Origin of the sequence: Rahnella laticis, from assembly GCF_015644585.1 — a bacterium.
Taxonomy (GTDB): Bacteria; Pseudomonadota; Gammaproteobacteria; order Enterobacterales; family Enterobacteriaceae; genus Rahnella; species Rahnella laticis.
On sequence record NZ_JADOBI010000009.1, the window covers coordinates 53,475 to 70,410 of the forward strand.

Below are 16,936 nucleotides of genomic sequence, written 5' to 3' on the forward strand. Positions count from 1 at the left end.
CTAAACGCCTTACAACTGAGGTTGTTCAACGCTTACAGAGGGTCATATGCCGGTTAAATTGGTAAATGCGGTGAAAGTTAACGAAGTCTTCGCTCATCTTAGCGACGGCATAGATAACAGCACCCTCTATTCCGAGCTGGCACGCGGGCAGGAGCTTGTTGTTGTCGGTCTGACGCTATCTCCCGGTTACAGGATTGTGCGCGTTGATGATCGCCTTTCTGAAAAAATTACTCAGCGCCATTTCGAACTGGCGTTAATCAATGATGTTTCTGAGGACGTGGCTTACTACAACCGCGTTGTGATTCAGTCCGATCATTTCCTCAATTGCCGCCCGGTGACGCAGGTGCTGGTATGGCGCACTCAGAAACCTAAGCACAGAAAAGAATTGCACGAGCTTGCAGGGCTAATTTTCCTGAATTATCTGCTCGAAAAATACGATGTGATCGTGTCTGACATGAACCAGACTCACGATGGCATGTCGTTCTGGCAGGCCAGAATGTATGACGCCTTGATTTACGGGCTTAAAGTTTATGCTTACGACATGATCAGTTGCGAATTACATAACATTGCATCAGAAGATGATGTGGGGCGTTACGAGCAGTGGCTTTGGGGAGACCCTGAGCATTACCAGCAAAGGCTGGCCATCATTTCTAAATTTGAACTCCCTGCAAAATAACCTGCTCCGGCAGGTTTTTTTATGCCAGAAGTTAGCGCCATAAGAAGACAGAGCGTTCTGCTATTTGCCCTTTCATTTTCCCGATACACGATGTTAATATTTGGCAATCGAGACGCTTAGATGGCTAAATGCTAATTCAATCTAGGCCATATCAATTATTTATATATCGCGGTTTTCACTCCGAACTCAGGCCCTCAACGCACGATTTTTCAGGATTACGATGACAGAGAATTTGCAACTGGGCGCGCTGCTGGCGGCCTGTCACTGGATTGGTCAGAAGGGCTGGAGCCCGGCGACTGGCGGGAATATGTCGGTCCGCGAGGGCGACAAACATTGCCTGATCACCGAATCGGGGAAGGACAAAGGGTCGCTGACCGCAGAGGATTTTCTGCTGGTTGAGCTGGAAAGCGGTCTCGCGCCAAGCGGACGCCGCCCGTCGGCGGAAACCGGCCTGCACACGATGCTCTATTCCCGCTATCCTGAAACAGGTGCGGTGCTGCATACACATTCGGTGAATTCGACCGTTTTGTCCCGCGTGGAACGCAGCGGTGCACTGGTGCTGGAAGGCTACGAAATGCAGAAATCGCTGAGCGGCCAGACGACGCACCTTGATCAGGTGGTGATCCCGATTTTCGACAACAGCCAGGACATCTCAGCGCTGGTGCAGAAGATTATTGCCAGCACGGAACGCGCGCCGTTGCAGTATGGTTTTTTGCTGCGCGGCCACGGTCTGACCTGCTGGGGACGGGATGTGGCGGAAGCACGCCGCCATCTGGAAGGGCTGGAATTTCTGTTCCAGTGTGAACTGCAACGCCGCCTGCTGGAGGCCAAATGATCCGCGCCATCGTCACTGATATTGAAGGCACCACCACGGATATCCGTTTTGTGCATCAGGTGTTATTCCCGTATGCCCGTCAGCGGCTCGCTGAATTTCTGCGTCATCAGCACGAAGAGCCGGAAGTGGCGGCTGCGCTGAACGCATTGCGGGCCGGAATCGACCGCCCGCAGGCCAGCGTCGAGGCCCTGATTGAGCAGCTTTTTACCTACATGGACAACGACGTCAAATCGACGCCGCTCAAAGTGTTGCAGGGCATTATCTGGCGCACCGGTTATGAGAACGGTGATTTCCGCGGGCATTTGTACGCGGATGTCGCGCCGCAGCTGGAAGCCTGGAAAGCCGACGGTTTGCAGCTTTGCGTGTATTCTTCCGGTTCCGTTGACGCGCAAAAACTGCTGTTTGGTTACAGCGATGCGGGCGACCTCACGCCGCTGTTCAGCGGATATTTCGACACCCGCGTTGGCGCCAAGCGTGAAACAGAATCCTATCAGAACATCGCCGAACAGCTGATTTTACCGCCCGCTGATTTACTGTTTTTATCGGACATCCGTCAGGAACTGGACGCCGCACGCTTAGCGGGCTGGCATACCTGTCAGCTGATCCGTGATGATGCTGACGAACTCAGCGACCACCTGCAAGTTAATCGTTTTGATCAGATAGCCTTAGAAACATTCTTATAAGAGGGTTGACCATGAGTGCATTGACGATTTTTAGTGACCAGGATCCTTCCGCGCCAGTTTGGGAAAGCCGTGACGGTGAGGCTATCGCTGCCGAACTGAACAAGATTGACGTGCGTTTCGAACGCTGGCAGGCCGACCGTGATTTAGGCGAAAACCCGCAGCCGCAGGACGTGATCGCCGCGTATCAGCATGAAATCGACAGGCTGGTAGAAGAGAAGGGCTATCAGAGCTGGGATGTGATCAGCATGCGTCCGGACAACGAACAGCGTGAAGTACTGCGCACCAAATTCCTCTCCGAGCATACCCACGGCGAAGACGAAGTGCGTTTCTTCGTGGAAGGCGCCGGGCTGTTCTGCCTGCATCTGAACGGTAAGATTTTCCAGATACTGTGTGAGAAAAACGATCTGATTTCCGTCCCCGCGAATACCCGCCACTGGTTTGACATGGGCGGCTCACCGTCGTTTACGGCGATTCGCGTGTTTGATAATCCGGAAGGATGGGTGGCGCATTTTACAGGCGATGGTATCGCGGATAAGTACCCGAGGATGGGGGAATAAGTTTTTTGAAAGGTTTTCAAACTTTCTTTTAAGATCAACGACAAGACCTTGGGTTGCCACCCAAACCGGCCTCAAGGGACAGCTTAGCGTAAATTTCGGTTTTTCATGCGCGGTGATCGCTTAGCTCAGGTCAAGACCTTGGGTTGCCACCCAAACTGGCCTAAAGAGGCGCCTATCGCCGCGCCTCTTTAGAATCTCCGGCTCTTTAACTGCGCGCTACCGCTGGGTCGATGGACATGTTCTGGAACATCGGCATGTGGCGCGAAATCTTGCCGCTACGCGGTGCCTTCCCTACGGGCTTCGAGCCTTGCGGTCTCGAACCCTCGGTCAGCAAAATTTCTGAGTGCGCCAGATTGCCTTTGTAAAAGATTAAAACCAGCTAGATTTTGAATTTAGAAAAGCCTCTGGCCGCTTTCAAAAAGCATGCTGAATTACATAGCCAGTGGCCGCTTTCAGAAAGCTTGCCGAGCGAAGCGTTTCGAGACCAATGGCTCGAAACCGAGTAAGGGAACCGCGCAGCGGCAAGTTTTCGCGGCAATAGCTGTGGCTCCTGAAACATAGCCAGCGAGCGATAGCGCGCAGTTAGAAAGACGCGGAGATTCCAAAGAGGCCCCGTCCTGGGCCTCTTTGGTCGGTTTCGGCGCGAGCCGCTGAGCGATCACTGCACATGAAAAACCGAAATTTCCGCAATACCGCCTTTAGCGCTACATGCTGTACATGAAAAACCGAAACTTCCGCAATACCGCCTTAGCGCTACATGCTGCACATGAAAAACCGAAACTTCCGCAATACCGCCTTTAATACCGCCTGCGGTGCGGCAACCGCCAACCGCTACTTCAAGGAAGCCGCGAAGACCCCTTCGCGCACCTGCGCAGGCGTCACCCCCCCCACATCCAGTACCCATCCGCTGATGAGATCCGCCGGTGTCACATCAAACGCCGGGTTATAAACTTTTGCATCCTCCGGAGCCCACTGTACGGAACCAAAACTGCCGGAAACGCCGGTGACTTCGCGGGCGTCGCGTTGTTCAATAGGGATGGCTGCGCCGTTCGGGCAATGCGGATCGTGCGTGGTGTGCGGCGCGGCGACGTAGAACGGGATGCCGTGGTATTTCGCCAGAACCGCCAGGCTGTAAGTGCCGATCTTGTTGGCGACGTCGCCGTTGGCGGCGATGCGGTCAGCGCCGACCCAGATGGCGTCAACGCGTTTTTGTGCCATCAGGCTGGCGGCCATCGAGTCGCAAATCAGCTGATACGGAATGCCCAGTTCGCCCAGTTCCCACGCGGTGAGACGGCCACCCTGCAATAACGGGCGCGTTTCATCGACCCAAACCTGTTCGACATTCCCCTGTTCATGCGCGCGGCGGATCACGCCAATGGCCGTGCCGACGCCTGCTGTCGCCAGCCCGCCGGTATTGCAGTGGGTCAGCAAACGGCTGCCCGGCGTCACAAGCTTTGCGCCGTGCGCCGCAATGCTTTCGCACAGCGCGCGGTCTTCATCCACCAGACGCAGTGCTTCAGCCGTCAGCGCGGTGACGAAATCGGGCTGCTGTAACGCGGTTTTCATGCGGTCGAGATTGTTCATCAGGTTCACCGCCGTCGGGCGTGAGGCGCGAAGAACGTCCAGCGAATGCGCCAGTTCATCCTGCTTCATACCCTGTTCAGCCAGCAACGCCAGTAGCAGGCTGGCGGATAAACCAATCAGCGGCGCACCGCGCACACGCAGGGTACGGATGTGATCCACCAGATCGCTGACATCGCGACATTCGCGCCAGTCGGAACGTTGTGGCAGGGCCTGCTGATCGAGGATCCACAGTTGGTTTTCGCGGATACGTAAACTGGTGGTTGTGAGGCTTTGCATTGTTGGTTAAATCCTTGTTGCCCGGTTGCATCTGTTCACTTATTCTGCCAACATGTTTTATGGATGTATAGACGTCTAAACACTTTTAAGGCTAAAAGAAAATTTCGAGAGGTCAGGATGTCGCGCTACTACACATTTACCGCCGAAGATGCTGTTGAATATGCCCGTAAATACGGTGGCGTAGCAGATCCGCAATCTCTGGTAACCGCCGATGAAATCGGTGACGGAAACCTGAATCTGGTGTTTAAAATCCGCGATACCACGGGCAAAAGCCGAGTGATCGTGAAACAGGCTTTGCCGTACGTGCGCTGCGTCGGGGAATCCTGGCCACTGACGCTCGACCGCGCGCGCATCGAAGCGGAAACGCTGATTATTCACGGTCAGTATTGCCCGCAGCATACGGTGAAAGTGTTGCATCATGACGCCGAACTGGCGGTGATGGTGCAGGAAGATTTATCGGATCATCAGATCTGGCGCAGCGAGCTGGTGCAGGGGAAATACTTCCCGCAGGCCGCCAGCCAGCTGGGTGAATACCTGGCGCAGACGTTATTCCATACGTCCGATTTCTATCAGAACGCGCAGACCAAGAAAGCTGAAGTTTCGCGCTTTACCAACCCGGAACTTTGCCAGATCACCGAAGATCTGTTTTTCACCGATCCTTATGTCGATCACGAACGGAATAATTTTGACCCGGTATTGCAGCCGGAAGTCGATGCGCTGCGTGCCGATAAACCGCTGCGTCTGGCGGTGGCGGCGCTCAAGCACCGTTTCCTGAGCAAGGCCGAAGCGTTGCTGCACGGCGATATCCACAGCGGTTCGATTTTTGTGGCCGAAGGCAAACTGAAAGCCATTGATGCCGAGTTCGGTTATTACGGCCCTGTCGGTTTTGATCCGGGCTCGGCTATCGGTAATTTGTTGCTGAACTATTGCGGTTTGCCGGGGCTGGTGGGCGTGCGTGAAGCCGCTGACGGTCGCGAACAGCGCCTGAAAGATGTGCGCGAACTGTGGCTGAGCTTCTCCGAACGTTTCCTGCAACTGGCGCGTGAAAAATCACAGGATCCGACGCTGGCCGAGCCGGGCTACGCCGACGTTTTCTTGCAGGACGTCTGGCACGACGCGGTCGGATATTGCGGCGCGGAATTAATCCGTCGCACCATCGGGCTGGCGCACGTGGCCGATCTTGATTCCATCAAAGACGCCGCAATGCGCGCTGACTGCCAGCGCCACGCGCTGAGTCTCGGAAAATGGCTGATCCTGACGGCACCGCAAATCAGTGATGTGGAATCCTTTATCGCGCGCATCCGCCAGTTCAGCTAATTCTGTCGGTTTCTTGTATAATGCCCGCCTTCGAGGTGCGTAGGGGTAAACCCGGTGGCATTTCCTCGGTTTACTTTTAACAGGAATACAGAATTATGATGCATAACCATGTCTTGCGCAGCGTGCGCTACATGCTGGATTTGAGCGAAGGTCAGTTGATTGAAATCCTCAAAACCACCGGCACGCCGGTCAGCCCTGAAGTGATGTCCCGTTATCTGAAAAAAGAAGACGAAGAAGGGTATATGGAAGTGCCGGACGAAGTCATGGCAAACTTCCTGAACGGGCTGATTGTGTTCAAACGTGGTAAAGACGATCGTTTCCCGGCACCAGAAGTGGAAAAACGTCTGACCAACAACATCATGCTGAAAAAGCTGCGTGTGGCGTTTGAGCTGAAAACCGAAGACATGATTGCCGTGCTGACGGCCGCAGATTTCAAAGTCTCCGAAGGCGAACTAAGCGCATTCTTCCGTAAGGAAGGGCACAAAAACTATCGTCCGTGCGGCGATCAGGTTCTGCGGTATTTCCTGAAAGGGCTGACCGCGAAGATTCGTCCTAAGAAAAGCTAAGCTGTAAACATTCGACTGATAAATATATTGGGCGCAATGTATTTGAAATGAATAATAAGCGGGGTGCTGTGAATAACAGCACCCCGTTTTTTATGTTTATTGGTTTTGTAAGGATGATATTTCGTTATTACAGTTTTACTTCACGTTTCCCCGCTTTATTTTTGACAGTTTATTCGGCCAGAATCTATCTTCATTTCTCATTATGAAACCTCCGGGCACTATTTTAATAAAAACAAAACAACGTCGTTAATTGATATCGATGGTTTGATTTTGTATTGAAAAGGATATCGTAATTATGAGAAAGATTAAGACGCTGGCATTATTAGTGGGGATCGCCGTGTCGGGTTCTGCGATGGCGGCAGGCTCTTCAGCCAGTCTGGAAGCCCGCATGGCGCAGCTTGAAGAGCGTCTTCAGCAGGCAGAGGCCCGCGCGGAATCGGCAGAAAAACAAATCCAGCAGCTGAAAAAACAGGATGTGAAGCGCGAGCAGGAAATTGCCAGCGTGAAAGAATTCACGCCGGTAGAAGTAAAAACAGACGGTATATCGAAGGACAAGTTATTAACGCTTAATGGTTTCGATAATCTGAAATTATACGGTGACGTAGAATTTAACGTCGACGGCGCAAGCCGCAGTGGGCAATTAATTTCGGCGAAAAATGGCGATGATAATAAATGGAATGGCGGCAATGAACGCTGGGATGTCAATGGCCGTTTGCTGATCGGGCTGGATGGTTATCGCCGGAATGATAAAGGGCAATTTTCAGGGTTCTCCGTGCAACCGACCGCTGATTTAAACGGTTCAATGAATGTCGATGACGCCGCCTTCTTCTTCGGTAAAGAACAAAACTGGATGGCAAAAATCGGCCGCTTTGAAGCCTACGATATGTTCCCGCTGAATCAGGATACGTTTATCGAATATTCCGGGAATACCGCTAACGATCTGTACGCCGACGGCTACGGCTATGTGTACATGATGAAAGAAGGGCGCGGACGCAGTGACAGCGGCGGTAACATTTTGCTGAACAAAACGCTCGGCAACTGGTACTTCGAGCTCAATACGCTGATGGAAAACGGGACGTCGCTGTTTGCCGATCAGAACTACCACGGCAACAAGCTGCAACAGGATAAAAACGTCGCGTATCTGCGGCCGGTTATTGCCTGGAAAGGTGAGGCGTTCTCCGTTGCGGCGGCGATGGAAACCAACATCGTCAACAACGCTTACGGCTACAAGAACGATCAGGGCGAAATCATTGATCAGTCCAAACGTAACGGTTACGGCATGACTATGACCTGGAACGGGCAGAAAGCGGATCCGGAAAACGGCATCGTGGCGAACCTGAGTACGGCGTACATGGACGCCTCAGACGAGAAAGATTTCACGGTCGGCACCAATGCCCTGTGGAAAAACTTCGAGCTGGGTTACATCTACGCGCATAACCGTATCGAAGAGTTTAATGCCAACGGTTTACGGCCAATGAATAACGAAAATGCCGGTGATGACTGGTTCAGCGAACCGGGCAGCTACGATATTCATACGATCCACGCCAGTTATCTCATCCCGAACGTGATGGACATGAAGAACTTCAATATCTATCTGGGCGCGTATGTGTCGATGCTGGAAGCGGATAAACATTACAGCAATGATAATGACAGCGATCAGCGGTATGGCGGCCGTGTAAGATTCAAGTATTACTTCTGATTACCCGTCATCCGGAAAAGAAAAAGCCTGAGTGCGTAAACACTCAGGCTTTTTTTAACCGTGAATTTTAAGGATTAAGCGGCTTCGGTATGGCGCGGTTTGGCGTCATCCTTTTTTGCGCTTTCTTCCTCCACGTCCTGCTTTTTCGCGGCCAGTTCGTGTGGCTCAAAATCATCGACGTTAATAGAACGCAGACGGCTTTCTTCCGCACGGCTGAGAATGCGCGCATCGTCGGCGCTCAGGTGACCGGCATCCAGACCTTTTTGCGCCAGAATATCCAGACGGGTGAACGGCAGTTTTTTACCCATCGCGTCGCACAGACGTTTATGCACCGGCTCGGCGGCCAGAATATCCAGTAACGCTTCTTCCAGCAGCCCGACCGGGTTGTGTTCGCTTGGCGTCAGATACTGACCGCGACCAATGCGGCTGCGGGTCGCAGAAGGCACCTGAAGAATACGCGCCAGTTCATGATCAAGACGATCCGACGGTGCCGCGTGTGAACGGCCCAGCGGGAAAATCACCAGGCGCATCACGCCCGCCACAAACGCATTCGGGAAATTACGCAGCAGGTCGTCGATAGCCACTTCGGCCTGATGCAGACAATCCTGCACGCCCCAGTGAACCAGCGGTAAATCAGCCTCGTTGCAACCTTCTTCATCAAAGCGTTTCAGGGTTGCCGTCGCCAGATACATCTGGCTAAGGATATCGCCGAGACGGGCGGAAATACGTTCGCGACGTTTCAGGCTGCCGCCCAGCACGCCCATAGACACGTCAGCCAGCAGCGCGAGGTTAGCGCTCAGACGGTTAATGTGCTGGTAATAACGCGCGGTTTTATCATTAACCGGCGTATCGCTGGTGCGGCCGTTGGTCAGACCGAGCCAGAAGCTGCGCACTTTGTTGCTGCCGACGTGGCCAATATGCCCGAACAGCGCACGGTCAAAATCGTCCAGATCGTTTTTCTCAGCTGCCGCCATTTCACGCAGAACGTAAGGATGGCAACGGATAGCGCCCTGACCGAAGATGATCATGCTGCGGGTGAGAATGTTGGCACCTTCCACGGTGATGGCAATCGGCGCGCCCTGATAGGTACGGGCCACGAAGTTGCTTTTACCGAGCATGATGCCTTTACCGCCGGTGATATCCATCGCGTCCATGACAGCGCGCTGACCACGGTGGGTACAGTGATATTTCACAATCGCCGACAGCACAGCCGGTTTTTCACCGAGCATAATGCCGTTGGTGATGAGTGTTGCAGCGGCGTCCATCACATAAGCGTTACCGGCAATACGCGCCAGCGGTTCTTCGATACCTTCCATCTTACCGATAGGCAGTTTGAACTGACGGCGAATGTACGCGTAAGCGCCGGTCGCCATCGCCAGTGATTTCAGGCTGCCGGTGGAGTTAGACGGCAGGGTAATGCCGCGGCCCACGGACAGACATTCCACCAGCATACGCCAGCCCTGACCGGCCATTTTCGGGCCACCGATGATGTAATCGATTGGAACGAAAATATCATTACCGCGCGTCGGGCCGTTCTGGAAAGGCACGTTCAGCGGGAAGTGGCGGTGGCCGATTTCCACACCTTTAGTGTCCGTTGGGATCAGCGCACAGGTAATACCCAGATCCGTTTCACTGCCGAGCAGATGATCCGGGTCTTTCAGTTTAAACGCCAGACCGAGCACGGTGGCGATTGGCGCGAGCGTGATGTAACGCTTATTCCAGGTCAGGCGCATGCCGAGCACTTCTTTGCCCTGCCACTGACCTTTACAGACGATACCGAAATCAGGGATCGCCCCGGCATCAGACCCGGCTTCCGGGCTGGTCAGTGCGAAACATGGGATTTCCAGACCTTCAGCCAGACGCGGCAGATAATGGTCTTTCTGTTCTTCGGTGCCGTAATGTTGCAGCAATTCGCCCGGGCCAAGGGAGTTCGGCACGCCGACGGTGATGGCCAGAATGCCGGACACCCCCGCCAGTTTCTGTAACACGCGGGCCTGAGCGTAAGCGGAGAATTCCAGACCGCCGTACTCTTTCTTAATGATCATCGCGAAGAAGCGGTGTTCTTTCAGATACGCCCACAGCTCCGGCGGCAAATCAGCCAGTTCGTGCGTGATCTCAAAGTCGTTCGCCATGCGGCAGGCTTCTTCAACCGGGCCGTCGATAAAGCGCTGCTCTTCTTCGGTCAGGTGTTGTTCAGGATAATCCTGCAATTTTTTCCAGTCCGGCTTACCGCCGAACAGATCGCCTTCCCACCAGGTGGTACCGGCTTCAATCGCTTCCTTTTCCGTGCGTGACATTGCAGGCATCACTTTACGGAAGGTGCGAAGTGCAGGTGCAGAGAACAATGCGCGGCGCAGTGCGGGCACATTGAACGGCAGCAGGATAATCGCCAGCGGCAGTAACAGCCACAGCGTCCACAGATGAATGGCACCCATGGCAGCGGTAAATGCCAGTAAAATCAGGCTGCTAAAGGCAAGATTGACCTTGTGGTAAAACAACGCACCAAGGATCACGACAAATGCAACAATGCTAAGAACCATCATAGTAAAGCTCCTGAGTAGTAGGAGGTCTGACCTGTTGTAGGGATACAATGGTTTTAGTTCATGCTCATTTCTTTATCAATGTGTTTACATACTAATTACAACACAGCTCACAAACCGGCCGCACGAAGCGTCAAAAACGGAAACTATAAGAATCATTACCGCTTCTTGGCTTCTCGCTGTTTCGGCTTTCCGTTAAACTGCTCAGCGGAAAGTTTTATTGCTATCGGCCAGCCACAGCTGGCTGCAAATGGACATAAAAGAGGCTGCTATGTACCAGGATATTATCCGTACTGAACTGAACGAAGCTGCTGCTACGCTGAATAAATTCATCAGCGATCCGGCAAATATTGAGTCTATTCAACGTGCAGCAGTGCTGCTGGCCGATTCATTCAAGGCGGGCGGGAAAGTGATTTCCTGCGGTAACGGCGGTTCACACTGTGACGCCATGCATTTCGCAGAAGAACTGACCGGCCGCTACCGTGAAAACCGCCCGGGCTACCCGGCGATTGCGATTTCCGACGTCAGCCACATCTCCTGCGTGGGTAACGATTTCGGTTACGAATATATTTTCTCCCGCTATCTGGAAGCCGTGGGTCAGAAAGGTGATGTGCTGCTGGGCATCTCCACTTCCGGCAATTCCGGTAACGTGATCAAAGCGATTGAAGCCGCACGCGCCAAAGGCATGAAAGTCATTACCCTGACCGGTAAAGACGGCGGCAAAATGGACGGTTCTGCCGACGTGGAAATTCGCGTGCCACACTTTGGCTTCGCTGACCGCGTGCAGGAAATCCACATTAAAGTGATCCACATTTTGATTCTGTTAATCGAAAAAGAGATGGCGAAGGCGTAATGCCTTTGCCGTAAAGGAGGCGGGAGATGTGCGAATTGCTCGGGATGAGCGCTAACGTTCCAACTGATATTTGCTTCAGTTTCAGTGGATTAGTGCAGCGCGGTGGCGGGACAGGCCCGCATAAAGACGGCTGGGGCATTACCTTCTACGAGGGGAATGGCTGTCGTACTTTTAAAGATCCGATGCCGAGTTTTAATTCGCCTATCGCCCGCCTTGTTCAGGAATATCCGATCAAATCCTGCGCGGTGATTTCCCATATTCGTCAGGCAAACCGTGGCGAAGTGGCGCTGGAGAATACCCATCCGTTTACCCGCGAACTGTGGGGCCATAACTGGACTTACGCGCACAACGGCCAGCTTCGCGGTTACCGCCAGCTGGATACCGGCACGTTGCGTCCGGTCGGGCAAACCGACAGTGAATACGCATTTTGCTGGTTGCTGCATAAACTTACGCAGCGTTATCCGCGCCGTCCGGCCAGCTGGCCGCCGGTGTTCCGGTTTATTGCGTCGCTGGCGGATGAGTTACGGCAGAAGGGCGTGTTTAATATGCTGTTGTCGGACGGGCATTTTGTGATGGCCTATTGTTCGACCAATCTGCACTGGATCACGCGGCGGGCGCCTTTCGGAAAGGCAACGTTGTTGGATCAGGATGTGGAAATTGATTTTCAGCAGCAGACGACACCGGATGATGTCGTCACCGTGATTGCCACGCAACCGCTGACGGCAAACGAAACCTGGAACAAAATTGCTCCAGGTGAATTCGCATTATTTCACCGGGGCGAACGCCAGCTGTGAAGGCAGCGGGATGTTTGACAACGGTTGCAGCACTTCATATTTCCCATTAGTCACCACGACGTTCGGTGGCTGATGGTGTTTCTCAAAGTACGCAAAGCCCGGCTGTAGCTGACGCCAGAACGTGATGTAGCTTGAGTTTTTGTGCGACTGCATGTTGGCATCGGTCATCTTGAATGGATAAATGCTGATCTGCACGTTGCGCTGGCCGAACTGGAAGGCCGCCTGCACGTAGGTGAAGATTTCATCCATATAACCGTCAGTCATCGCATAGCAACCGATAGATTTGCAGTTGCCGTGGATCATCAGATACTTACCGGAATAACCCTGCGAGATATCATAGGCGTTCGGGAAACCGATGTTGATGGCGCGATAAAAACGGCTGTCCGGTTTCAGGTGGTGAATATCCACGTTGTAGAAACCTTCCGGGCTTTTAAAATCACCTTCGCGACGTTTATTTCCTAAACCGCCAGAAAAATCGCAGATGCCGTAGCTGCCGATCAGACGATATTCGCCGTCGAGCTGGGCATACAATTCGAGTTTACGTTCTTGTTTGAATATCTGGATATAAACGGGAGCACCTAACAATTGTTTTTTAAGCGCCGCGTTTACCGGGACAGCATCGCTGGCCACGGCGTAATTTGCTGTAAATAAAGGCAAACTGAGGAGCATCGCAAGAAACAGCGCGATTCTGATCATTCTAAGTCCTGCTCGATAATAATTTTGATTATTTTGTCTACAGATGAACTGCCTGTAAGACCGCCACTGATTTTCTTCTTATGTACTGCCTGTCTGAAACGTTGCCATATTAATACTGATTAATTTTTTAGCAATCACCAAATATTGAATTCTCGCTTCAGGAAATGTAAATACTTTCTGATGCCATTAATGGTGATTAATTAAGCCAAATTAACCGTCATTTTCTGTGTTTGAAATCTCCTGATTCAACTGTATACTTATACAGTCATTGGGGGAGGGCTATGCGTAAAATCATTCATGTGGATATGGACTGCTTTTTCGCGGCCGTCGAGATGCGCGATGATCCTTCCCTGCGCGACATTCCTGTCGCCATCGGTGGCAGCCGCGACCGGCGTGGCGTCATCAGCACCGCCAATTATCCGGCACGAAAATTCGGCGTACACAGCGCGATGCCGACCGGAATGGCGCTCAAACTTTGCCCGCACCTGAAAGTGATCCCCGGCAGAATGGAGGCGTATAAAGAAGCCTCAAACCACATCCGCGAAATCTTTGCGCGTTATACGCCATTGATCGAACCGCTGTCACTCGACGAAGCTTATCTGGATGTTTCAGAATCGACCCAATGCAATGGCTCCGCGACGCTGATCGCCGCTGAAATCCGTCAGGCGATTTTTGATGAAATTAATCTGACGGCCTCGGCGGGCATTGCGCCCATCAAATTTCTGGCAAAAATTGCCTCAGACCTGAATAAACCCAACGGCCAGTTTGTGATTACGCCAGACAAAGTTGAGGCTTTTTTATTGGATCTGCCGCTGAGTAAAATCCCCGGCGTTGGCAAAGTCACCGCCCAGCGATTGCAGGAGCAGGGGTTGATCACCTGCGGCGACGTGCAGCGCTATGATTTAGCAAGGCTGCTTAAACAGTTTGGCAAATTTGGCCGCGTGCTGTGGGAGCGTTGTCAGGGCATCGACGAGCGTGAAATTTCAGCCGAGCGGCTGCGGAAATCGGTCGGTGTGGAACGCACGCTGGCGGAAGATATCCACAGCTGGGAGGAATGCGTCGCGCTGATCGAACGGTTATATCCTGAATTACAAACGCGCCTGAGCCGGGTCAGCCCGAATTTACGCATCGCGCGTCAGGGCGTGAAACTCAAATTCCATGATTTCCAGCAGACCACGCAGGAACACGTCTGGCCGGTGCTCAATAAAGAAGATTTACTGAAAGTGGCGCGTGAAGCGTGGGAACAGCGGCGCGGCGGGCGGGGTGTGCGTCTGGTCGGGTTGCATGTCACGTTGCAGGATCCGCAGATAGAACGGCAGTTGTTACTGCCGTGGGAGTGACTGTAGCGCCTCCCCTTCGCAGGGGAGGCGCTAAAACAATTACTTACGTTCAGGAATCGCTTTCAGCAATGCTGTCAGCAGTTTCCAGTACAGCTCAACGCTGGCGATTTCAACCTGCTCATCCGGCGAGTGTGGCCCGGTGATGGTTGGCCCGATGGAAACCATGTCCATGTCCGGGTACGGTTTTTTGAACAGACCGCATTCCAGACCGGCGTGGATCACCATGATGTTCGGGGTTTTGCTGAACAGCGTTTCGTAGGTTTCACGCACCAGCGTCATCACCGGAGAGCTTGGCTCAGGTTTCCAGCCAGGATAGCTGCCTTTTGCCAGGCTTTTCGCGCCGGCCAGTTCGCTCAGCGAATTCAGCATGCTGACGACGTATTCTTTGCCGCTGTCGATAAGGGAACGGATCAGGCTGTTGATCGCCACTTCGTCATCTTTCATGGTGACAACGCCGACGTTCAGGGAGGTTTCTACCACGCCTTTAACGTCATCGCTCATGCGGATCACGCCGTTTGGCGTCGCGTTCAGCAGGGCAATGAATTTGCCCTGGCTGTCTTTGCTCAGCGCTTTCGCTGTGCTTTCTGCCGCTTCAACGACGAAAGCGATTTTCTTCTCAACCGCAGACAGTTCGAACTGAATCGTTGCCAGGAATTCCTGTGCAGCGGCTTTCAGTGCGTCCGCTTTATCGGCTGCAATCGCCAGGGTTGCGATGGCTTCGCGGGGAATGGCGTTACGCAGCGTACCGCCGGTGAAATCCAGCAGGCGCAGGCCGAGGGTGTCGGCGTGTTCAGACAGGAAGCGCACCAGCAGTTTGCTGGCATTGCCCAGACCGAGGTGGATATCCGCGCCGGAGTGGCCGCCTTTCAGGCCTTTCAGCGTCAGTTTCAGCGTGGTGAAACCGGCCGGAACCGCTTCGCGGCTCAGTGGCAGCGTTGCAGTAAAATCAATCCCGCCGGCGCAACCCATGTAGATTTCGCCTTCGGTTTCAGAATCGGTGTTGATCAGAATTTCAGACTGTAACCAGTCCGGTTGCAGGCCGAATGCGCCCGCCATGCCGGTTTCCTCGGTCATGGTCAGCAGCACTTCCAGCGGGCCGTGTTCTACGCTGTCATCAGCCAGAACCGCCAGTGCAGAAGCCAGGCCGATACCGTTGTCTGCGCCCAGCGTGGTACCGCGGGCTTTTACCCAACCGTCTTCAATGAACGGCTGAATCGGATCTTTAGTGAAATCGTGAACAGTATCGTTGTTTTTCTGCGGCACCATATCGAGGTGGGCCTGCAGGGCAACGGCTTTGCGGTTTTCCATGCCTTTGGTGGCCGGTTTGCGCAGCAAAATGTTGCCAACTTCATCACGCTCAGCGTGGATACCCTTTTCCTGAGCCCATTCAACGATGTGTTTTGCCAGCGCTTCTTCATGATAAGAAGGGTGCGGAATTGAACATACTTTGGCAAAAATATCCCACAACGGTTGTGGCGAAAGCTGAGACAGTTCAGACACTATAAGTCTCCTGTAACAGTCAGCTCATTCAGGCTCCATTTGCAGGGGAACTGATTGAGATGCTGTAGGTTTAAGGTTAAGTAATCCCCGCCAGACTGTGTGGCGAGTGGCCTGACAGAATATCACTTAATCTTAACCTGTGCGCGGGCGCGGGGAGAAAATGCAGGATTTTTGCGGGCTGGCGGTGCTATAACCGCTGGTTTTTGTAGGCTGGACTCACTATAATCCTGCGCAACCTTTTTTCCCCTCGAATACATTTTTAGAAGCCGTCAATTCACTGGCTGGGACACCTTTATGAGCGAAAAATACGTTGTAACCTGGGACATGCTGCAAATCCACGCCCGCACGATGGCTAAACGCCTGCTGCCGGCAGAACAATGGAAAGGCATTATTGCCGTCAGCCGTGGCGGTCTGGTTCCGGCAGCGTTACTGGCTCGCGAACTGTGCATCCGTCATGTGGATACCGTATGTATCTCCAGCTACGACCACGACAATCAGCGCGAAATGCAAGTGCTGAAACGCGCAGAAGGCGACGGTGAAGGTTTCATCGTAATCGACGATCTGGTCGATACCGGCGGCACCGCGAAAGCGATCCGCGAAATGTATCCGAAAGCGCATTTCATCACGATCTTCGCCAAACCTGCCGGTGCGCCGCTGGTTGACGATTACGTGGTTGATATCCCGCAGAACACCTGGATTGAACAGCCGTGGGATATGGGCGTGGTGTTCGTCCCGCCATTGGTCGGCAAGTAAACCCTCGTCATCCTTCACGCTGTCTCTGCGTTGGCTGCCTTCGCAAACCCCGGTCACATACTTTTGTATGCTCCCGGCGATTTGCTCCGTTGCCGCCTTGATGCAGCAAGAATGATTTAGAGGATTGTGGTGATGATCTTCTAAAATAACGCCTGGCTAATTGCCGGGCGTTTTGCTTTTGTTGACTTGAAATCCTTTCCGCTTGACCTCACTCCTGTCTTGTCGCAACGTGGGCGGGTTATAATCCCTGCCTGAAACGTTCGCCTG

Annotated in this window: 15 protein-coding genes; 11 read left to right on the plus strand and 4 right to left on the minus strand. The window is 53.2% G+C overall.

The genetic code is table 11. The features are described 5' to 3' along the window. Positions 1-46 precede the first annotated feature (46 nt). The 4 genes from IV433_RS18585 to IV433_RS18600 all read left to right on the plus strand — a co-directional run bounded on the left by IV433_RS18585 (position 47) and on the right by IV433_RS18600 (position 2,751). Positions 47-676 (plus strand): hypothetical protein, encoded by a 630-nt coding sequence (locus IV433_RS18585; protein WP_195815411.1) that lies wholly within the window; start codon positions 47-49, stop codon positions 674-676. Between the two features lie 220 nt (positions 677-896). Further along, positions 897-1,511 carry a methylthioribulose 1-phosphate dehydratase gene (locus IV433_RS18590; RefSeq protein ID WP_195815412.1) on the plus strand — a complete coding sequence of 205 codons (615 nt, stop codon included), beginning with the start codon at positions 897-899 and terminating at the stop codon, positions 1,509-1,511. Continuing rightward, the gene (gene mtnC / locus IV433_RS18595) at positions 1,508-2,194 is read left to right on the plus strand and encodes an acireductone synthase (protein ID WP_195815413.1); all 687 of its coding nucleotides are present in this window, start codon (positions 1,508-1,510) and stop codon (positions 2,192-2,194) included. Before IV433_RS18590 ends, mtnC begins: the two co-directional genes overlap by 4 nt. A gap of 11 nt (positions 2,195-2,205) precedes the next feature. After that, positions 2,206-2,751: a 1,2-dihydroxy-3-keto-5-methylthiopentene dioxygenase gene (locus IV433_RS18600; protein WP_195815414.1), complete on the plus strand. Its 546-nt coding sequence runs from the start codon at positions 2,206-2,208 to the stop codon at positions 2,749-2,751. Positions 2,752-3,582: 831 nt separating this feature from the next. On the opposite strand, the gene mtnA is transcribed toward IV433_RS18600, so the two are convergent. Next, positions 3,583-4,611: an S-methyl-5-thioribose-1-phosphate isomerase gene (mtnA, locus tag IV433_RS18605; RefSeq protein ID WP_195815415.1), complete on the minus strand. Its 1,029-nt coding sequence runs from the start codon at positions 4,609-4,611 to the stop codon at positions 3,583-3,585. A 117-nt stretch (positions 4,612-4,728) separates the two neighbouring features. Between mtnA and mtnK the strand changes: the two genes are divergently transcribed. The 3 genes from mtnK (at position 4,729) to IV433_RS18620 (ending at position 8,193) form a co-directional block, all read left to right on the plus strand. Then, positions 4,729-5,928, plus strand: a complete 1,200-nt coding sequence (gene mtnK, locus IV433_RS18610) for an S-methyl-5-thioribose kinase (protein ID WP_195815416.1) — start codon at positions 4,729-4,731, stop codon at positions 5,926-5,928. A gap of 95 nt (positions 5,929-6,023) precedes the next feature. Next, positions 6,024-6,494, plus strand: a complete 471-nt coding sequence (locus IV433_RS18615; RefSeq protein WP_152324652.1) for a YehS family protein — start codon at positions 6,024-6,026, stop codon at positions 6,492-6,494. A 295-nt stretch (positions 6,495-6,789) separates the two neighbouring features. Next, positions 6,790-8,193 carry a carbohydrate porin gene (locus IV433_RS18620; protein WP_195815417.1) on the plus strand — a complete coding sequence of 468 codons (1,404 nt, stop codon included), beginning with the start codon at positions 6,790-6,792 and terminating at the stop codon, positions 8,191-8,193. A 74-nt stretch (positions 8,194-8,267) separates the two neighbouring features. Here the strand turns inward: IV433_RS18620 and fadE are convergent, their stop codons facing one another. Further along, complete coding sequence (fadE, locus tag IV433_RS18625; protein ID WP_195815418.1) at positions 8,268-10,736, minus strand: acyl-CoA dehydrogenase FadE; 2,469 nt, start codon at positions 10,734-10,736, stop codon at positions 8,268-8,270. A 268-nt stretch (positions 10,737-11,004) separates the two neighbouring features. On the opposite strand from fadE, the gene lpcA reads away from it, so the two are divergent. Together lpcA and IV433_RS18635 are read left to right on the plus strand one after the other, a co-directional pair. Then, positions 11,005-11,586 (plus strand): D-sedoheptulose 7-phosphate isomerase, encoded by a 582-nt coding sequence (gene lpcA / locus IV433_RS18630; RefSeq protein WP_101079792.1) that lies wholly within the window; start codon positions 11,005-11,007, stop codon positions 11,584-11,586. Positions 11,587-11,612: 26 nt separating this feature from the next. Continuing rightward, positions 11,613-12,380 (plus strand): class II glutamine amidotransferase, encoded by a 768-nt coding sequence (locus IV433_RS18635; RefSeq protein WP_195815419.1) that lies wholly within the window; start codon positions 11,613-11,615, stop codon positions 12,378-12,380. Here the strand turns inward: IV433_RS18635 and dpaA are convergent. After that, complete coding sequence (dpaA, locus tag IV433_RS18640) at positions 12,351-13,076, minus strand: peptidoglycan meso-diaminopimelic acid protein amidase (RefSeq protein ID WP_152324647.1); 726 nt, start codon at positions 13,074-13,076, stop codon at positions 12,351-12,353. The two genes, IV433_RS18635 and dpaA, sit on opposite strands and share 30 nt — an antisense overlap. Positions 13,077-13,357: 281 nt before the next feature. On the opposite strand from dpaA, the gene dinB reads away from it, so the two are divergent. Beyond that, a complete protein-coding gene (gene dinB / locus IV433_RS18645) occupies positions 13,358-14,416 on the plus strand; it encodes a DNA polymerase IV (RefSeq protein ID WP_195815420.1) in 1,059 nt (352 codons plus the stop codon). A 39-nt stretch (positions 14,417-14,455) separates the two neighbouring features. Here dinB and pepD read toward each other — a convergent pair whose 3' ends face one another. Then, positions 14,456-15,916, minus strand: a complete 1,461-nt coding sequence (gene pepD / locus IV433_RS18650) for a beta-Ala-His dipeptidase (RefSeq protein ID WP_195815421.1) — start codon at positions 15,914-15,916, stop codon at positions 14,456-14,458. 294 nt (positions 15,917-16,210) lie between these two features. On the opposite strand from pepD, the gene gpt reads away from it, so the two are divergent. Beyond that, positions 16,211-16,669 carry a xanthine phosphoribosyltransferase gene (gene gpt, locus IV433_RS18655; protein WP_056781475.1) on the plus strand — a complete coding sequence of 153 codons (459 nt, stop codon included), beginning with the start codon at positions 16,211-16,213 and terminating at the stop codon, positions 16,667-16,669. Positions 16,670-16,936: the final 267 nt, after the last annotated feature.

What these genes read in the sequence shown, in the direction of transcription:
- mtnA (WP_195815415.1), bottom strand. Translation starts at nt 4,611, where the DNA reads ATGCAAAGCCTCACAACCACCAGTTTACGTATCCGCGAAAACCAACTG.
- gpt (WP_056781475.1), top strand. Translation starts at nt 16,211, where the DNA reads ATGAGCGAAAAATACGTTGTAACCTGGGACATGCTGCAAATCCACGCC.
- mtnK (WP_195815416.1), top strand. Translation starts at nt 4,729, where the DNA reads ATGTCGCGCTACTACACATTTACCGCCGAAGATGCTGTTGAATATGCC.
- IV433_RS18585 (WP_195815411.1), top strand. Translation starts at nt 47, where the DNA reads ATGCCGGTTAAATTGGTAAATGCGGTGAAAGTTAACGAAGTCTTCGCT.
- lpcA (WP_101079792.1), top strand. Translation starts at nt 11,005, where the DNA reads ATGTACCAGGATATTATCCGTACTGAACTGAACGAAGCTGCTGCTACG.
- IV433_RS18600 (WP_195815414.1), top strand. Translation starts at nt 2,206, where the DNA reads ATGAGTGCATTGACGATTTTTAGTGACCAGGATCCTTCCGCGCCAGTT.
- fadE (WP_195815418.1), bottom strand. Translation starts at nt 10,736, where the DNA reads ATGATGGTTCTTAGCATTGTTGCATTTGTCGTGATCCTTGGTGCGTTG.
- IV433_RS18635 (WP_195815419.1), top strand. Translation starts at nt 11,613, where the DNA reads ATGTGCGAATTGCTCGGGATGAGCGCTAACGTTCCAACTGATATTTGC.
- IV433_RS18590 (WP_195815412.1), top strand. Translation starts at nt 897, where the DNA reads ATGACAGAGAATTTGCAACTGGGCGCGCTGCTGGCGGCCTGTCACTGG.
- mtnC (WP_195815413.1), top strand. Translation starts at nt 1,508, where the DNA reads ATGATCCGCGCCATCGTCACTGATATTGAAGGCACCACCACGGATATC.
- dpaA (WP_152324647.1), bottom strand. Translation starts at nt 13,076, where the DNA reads ATGATCAGAATCGCGCTGTTTCTTGCGATGCTCCTCAGTTTGCCTTTA.
- IV433_RS18620 (WP_195815417.1), top strand. Translation starts at nt 6,790, where the DNA reads ATGAGAAAGATTAAGACGCTGGCATTATTAGTGGGGATCGCCGTGTCG.
- IV433_RS18615 (WP_152324652.1), top strand. Translation starts at nt 6,024, where the DNA reads ATGATGCATAACCATGTCTTGCGCAGCGTGCGCTACATGCTGGATTTG.
- dinB (WP_195815420.1), top strand. Translation starts at nt 13,358, where the DNA reads ATGCGTAAAATCATTCATGTGGATATGGACTGCTTTTTCGCGGCCGTC.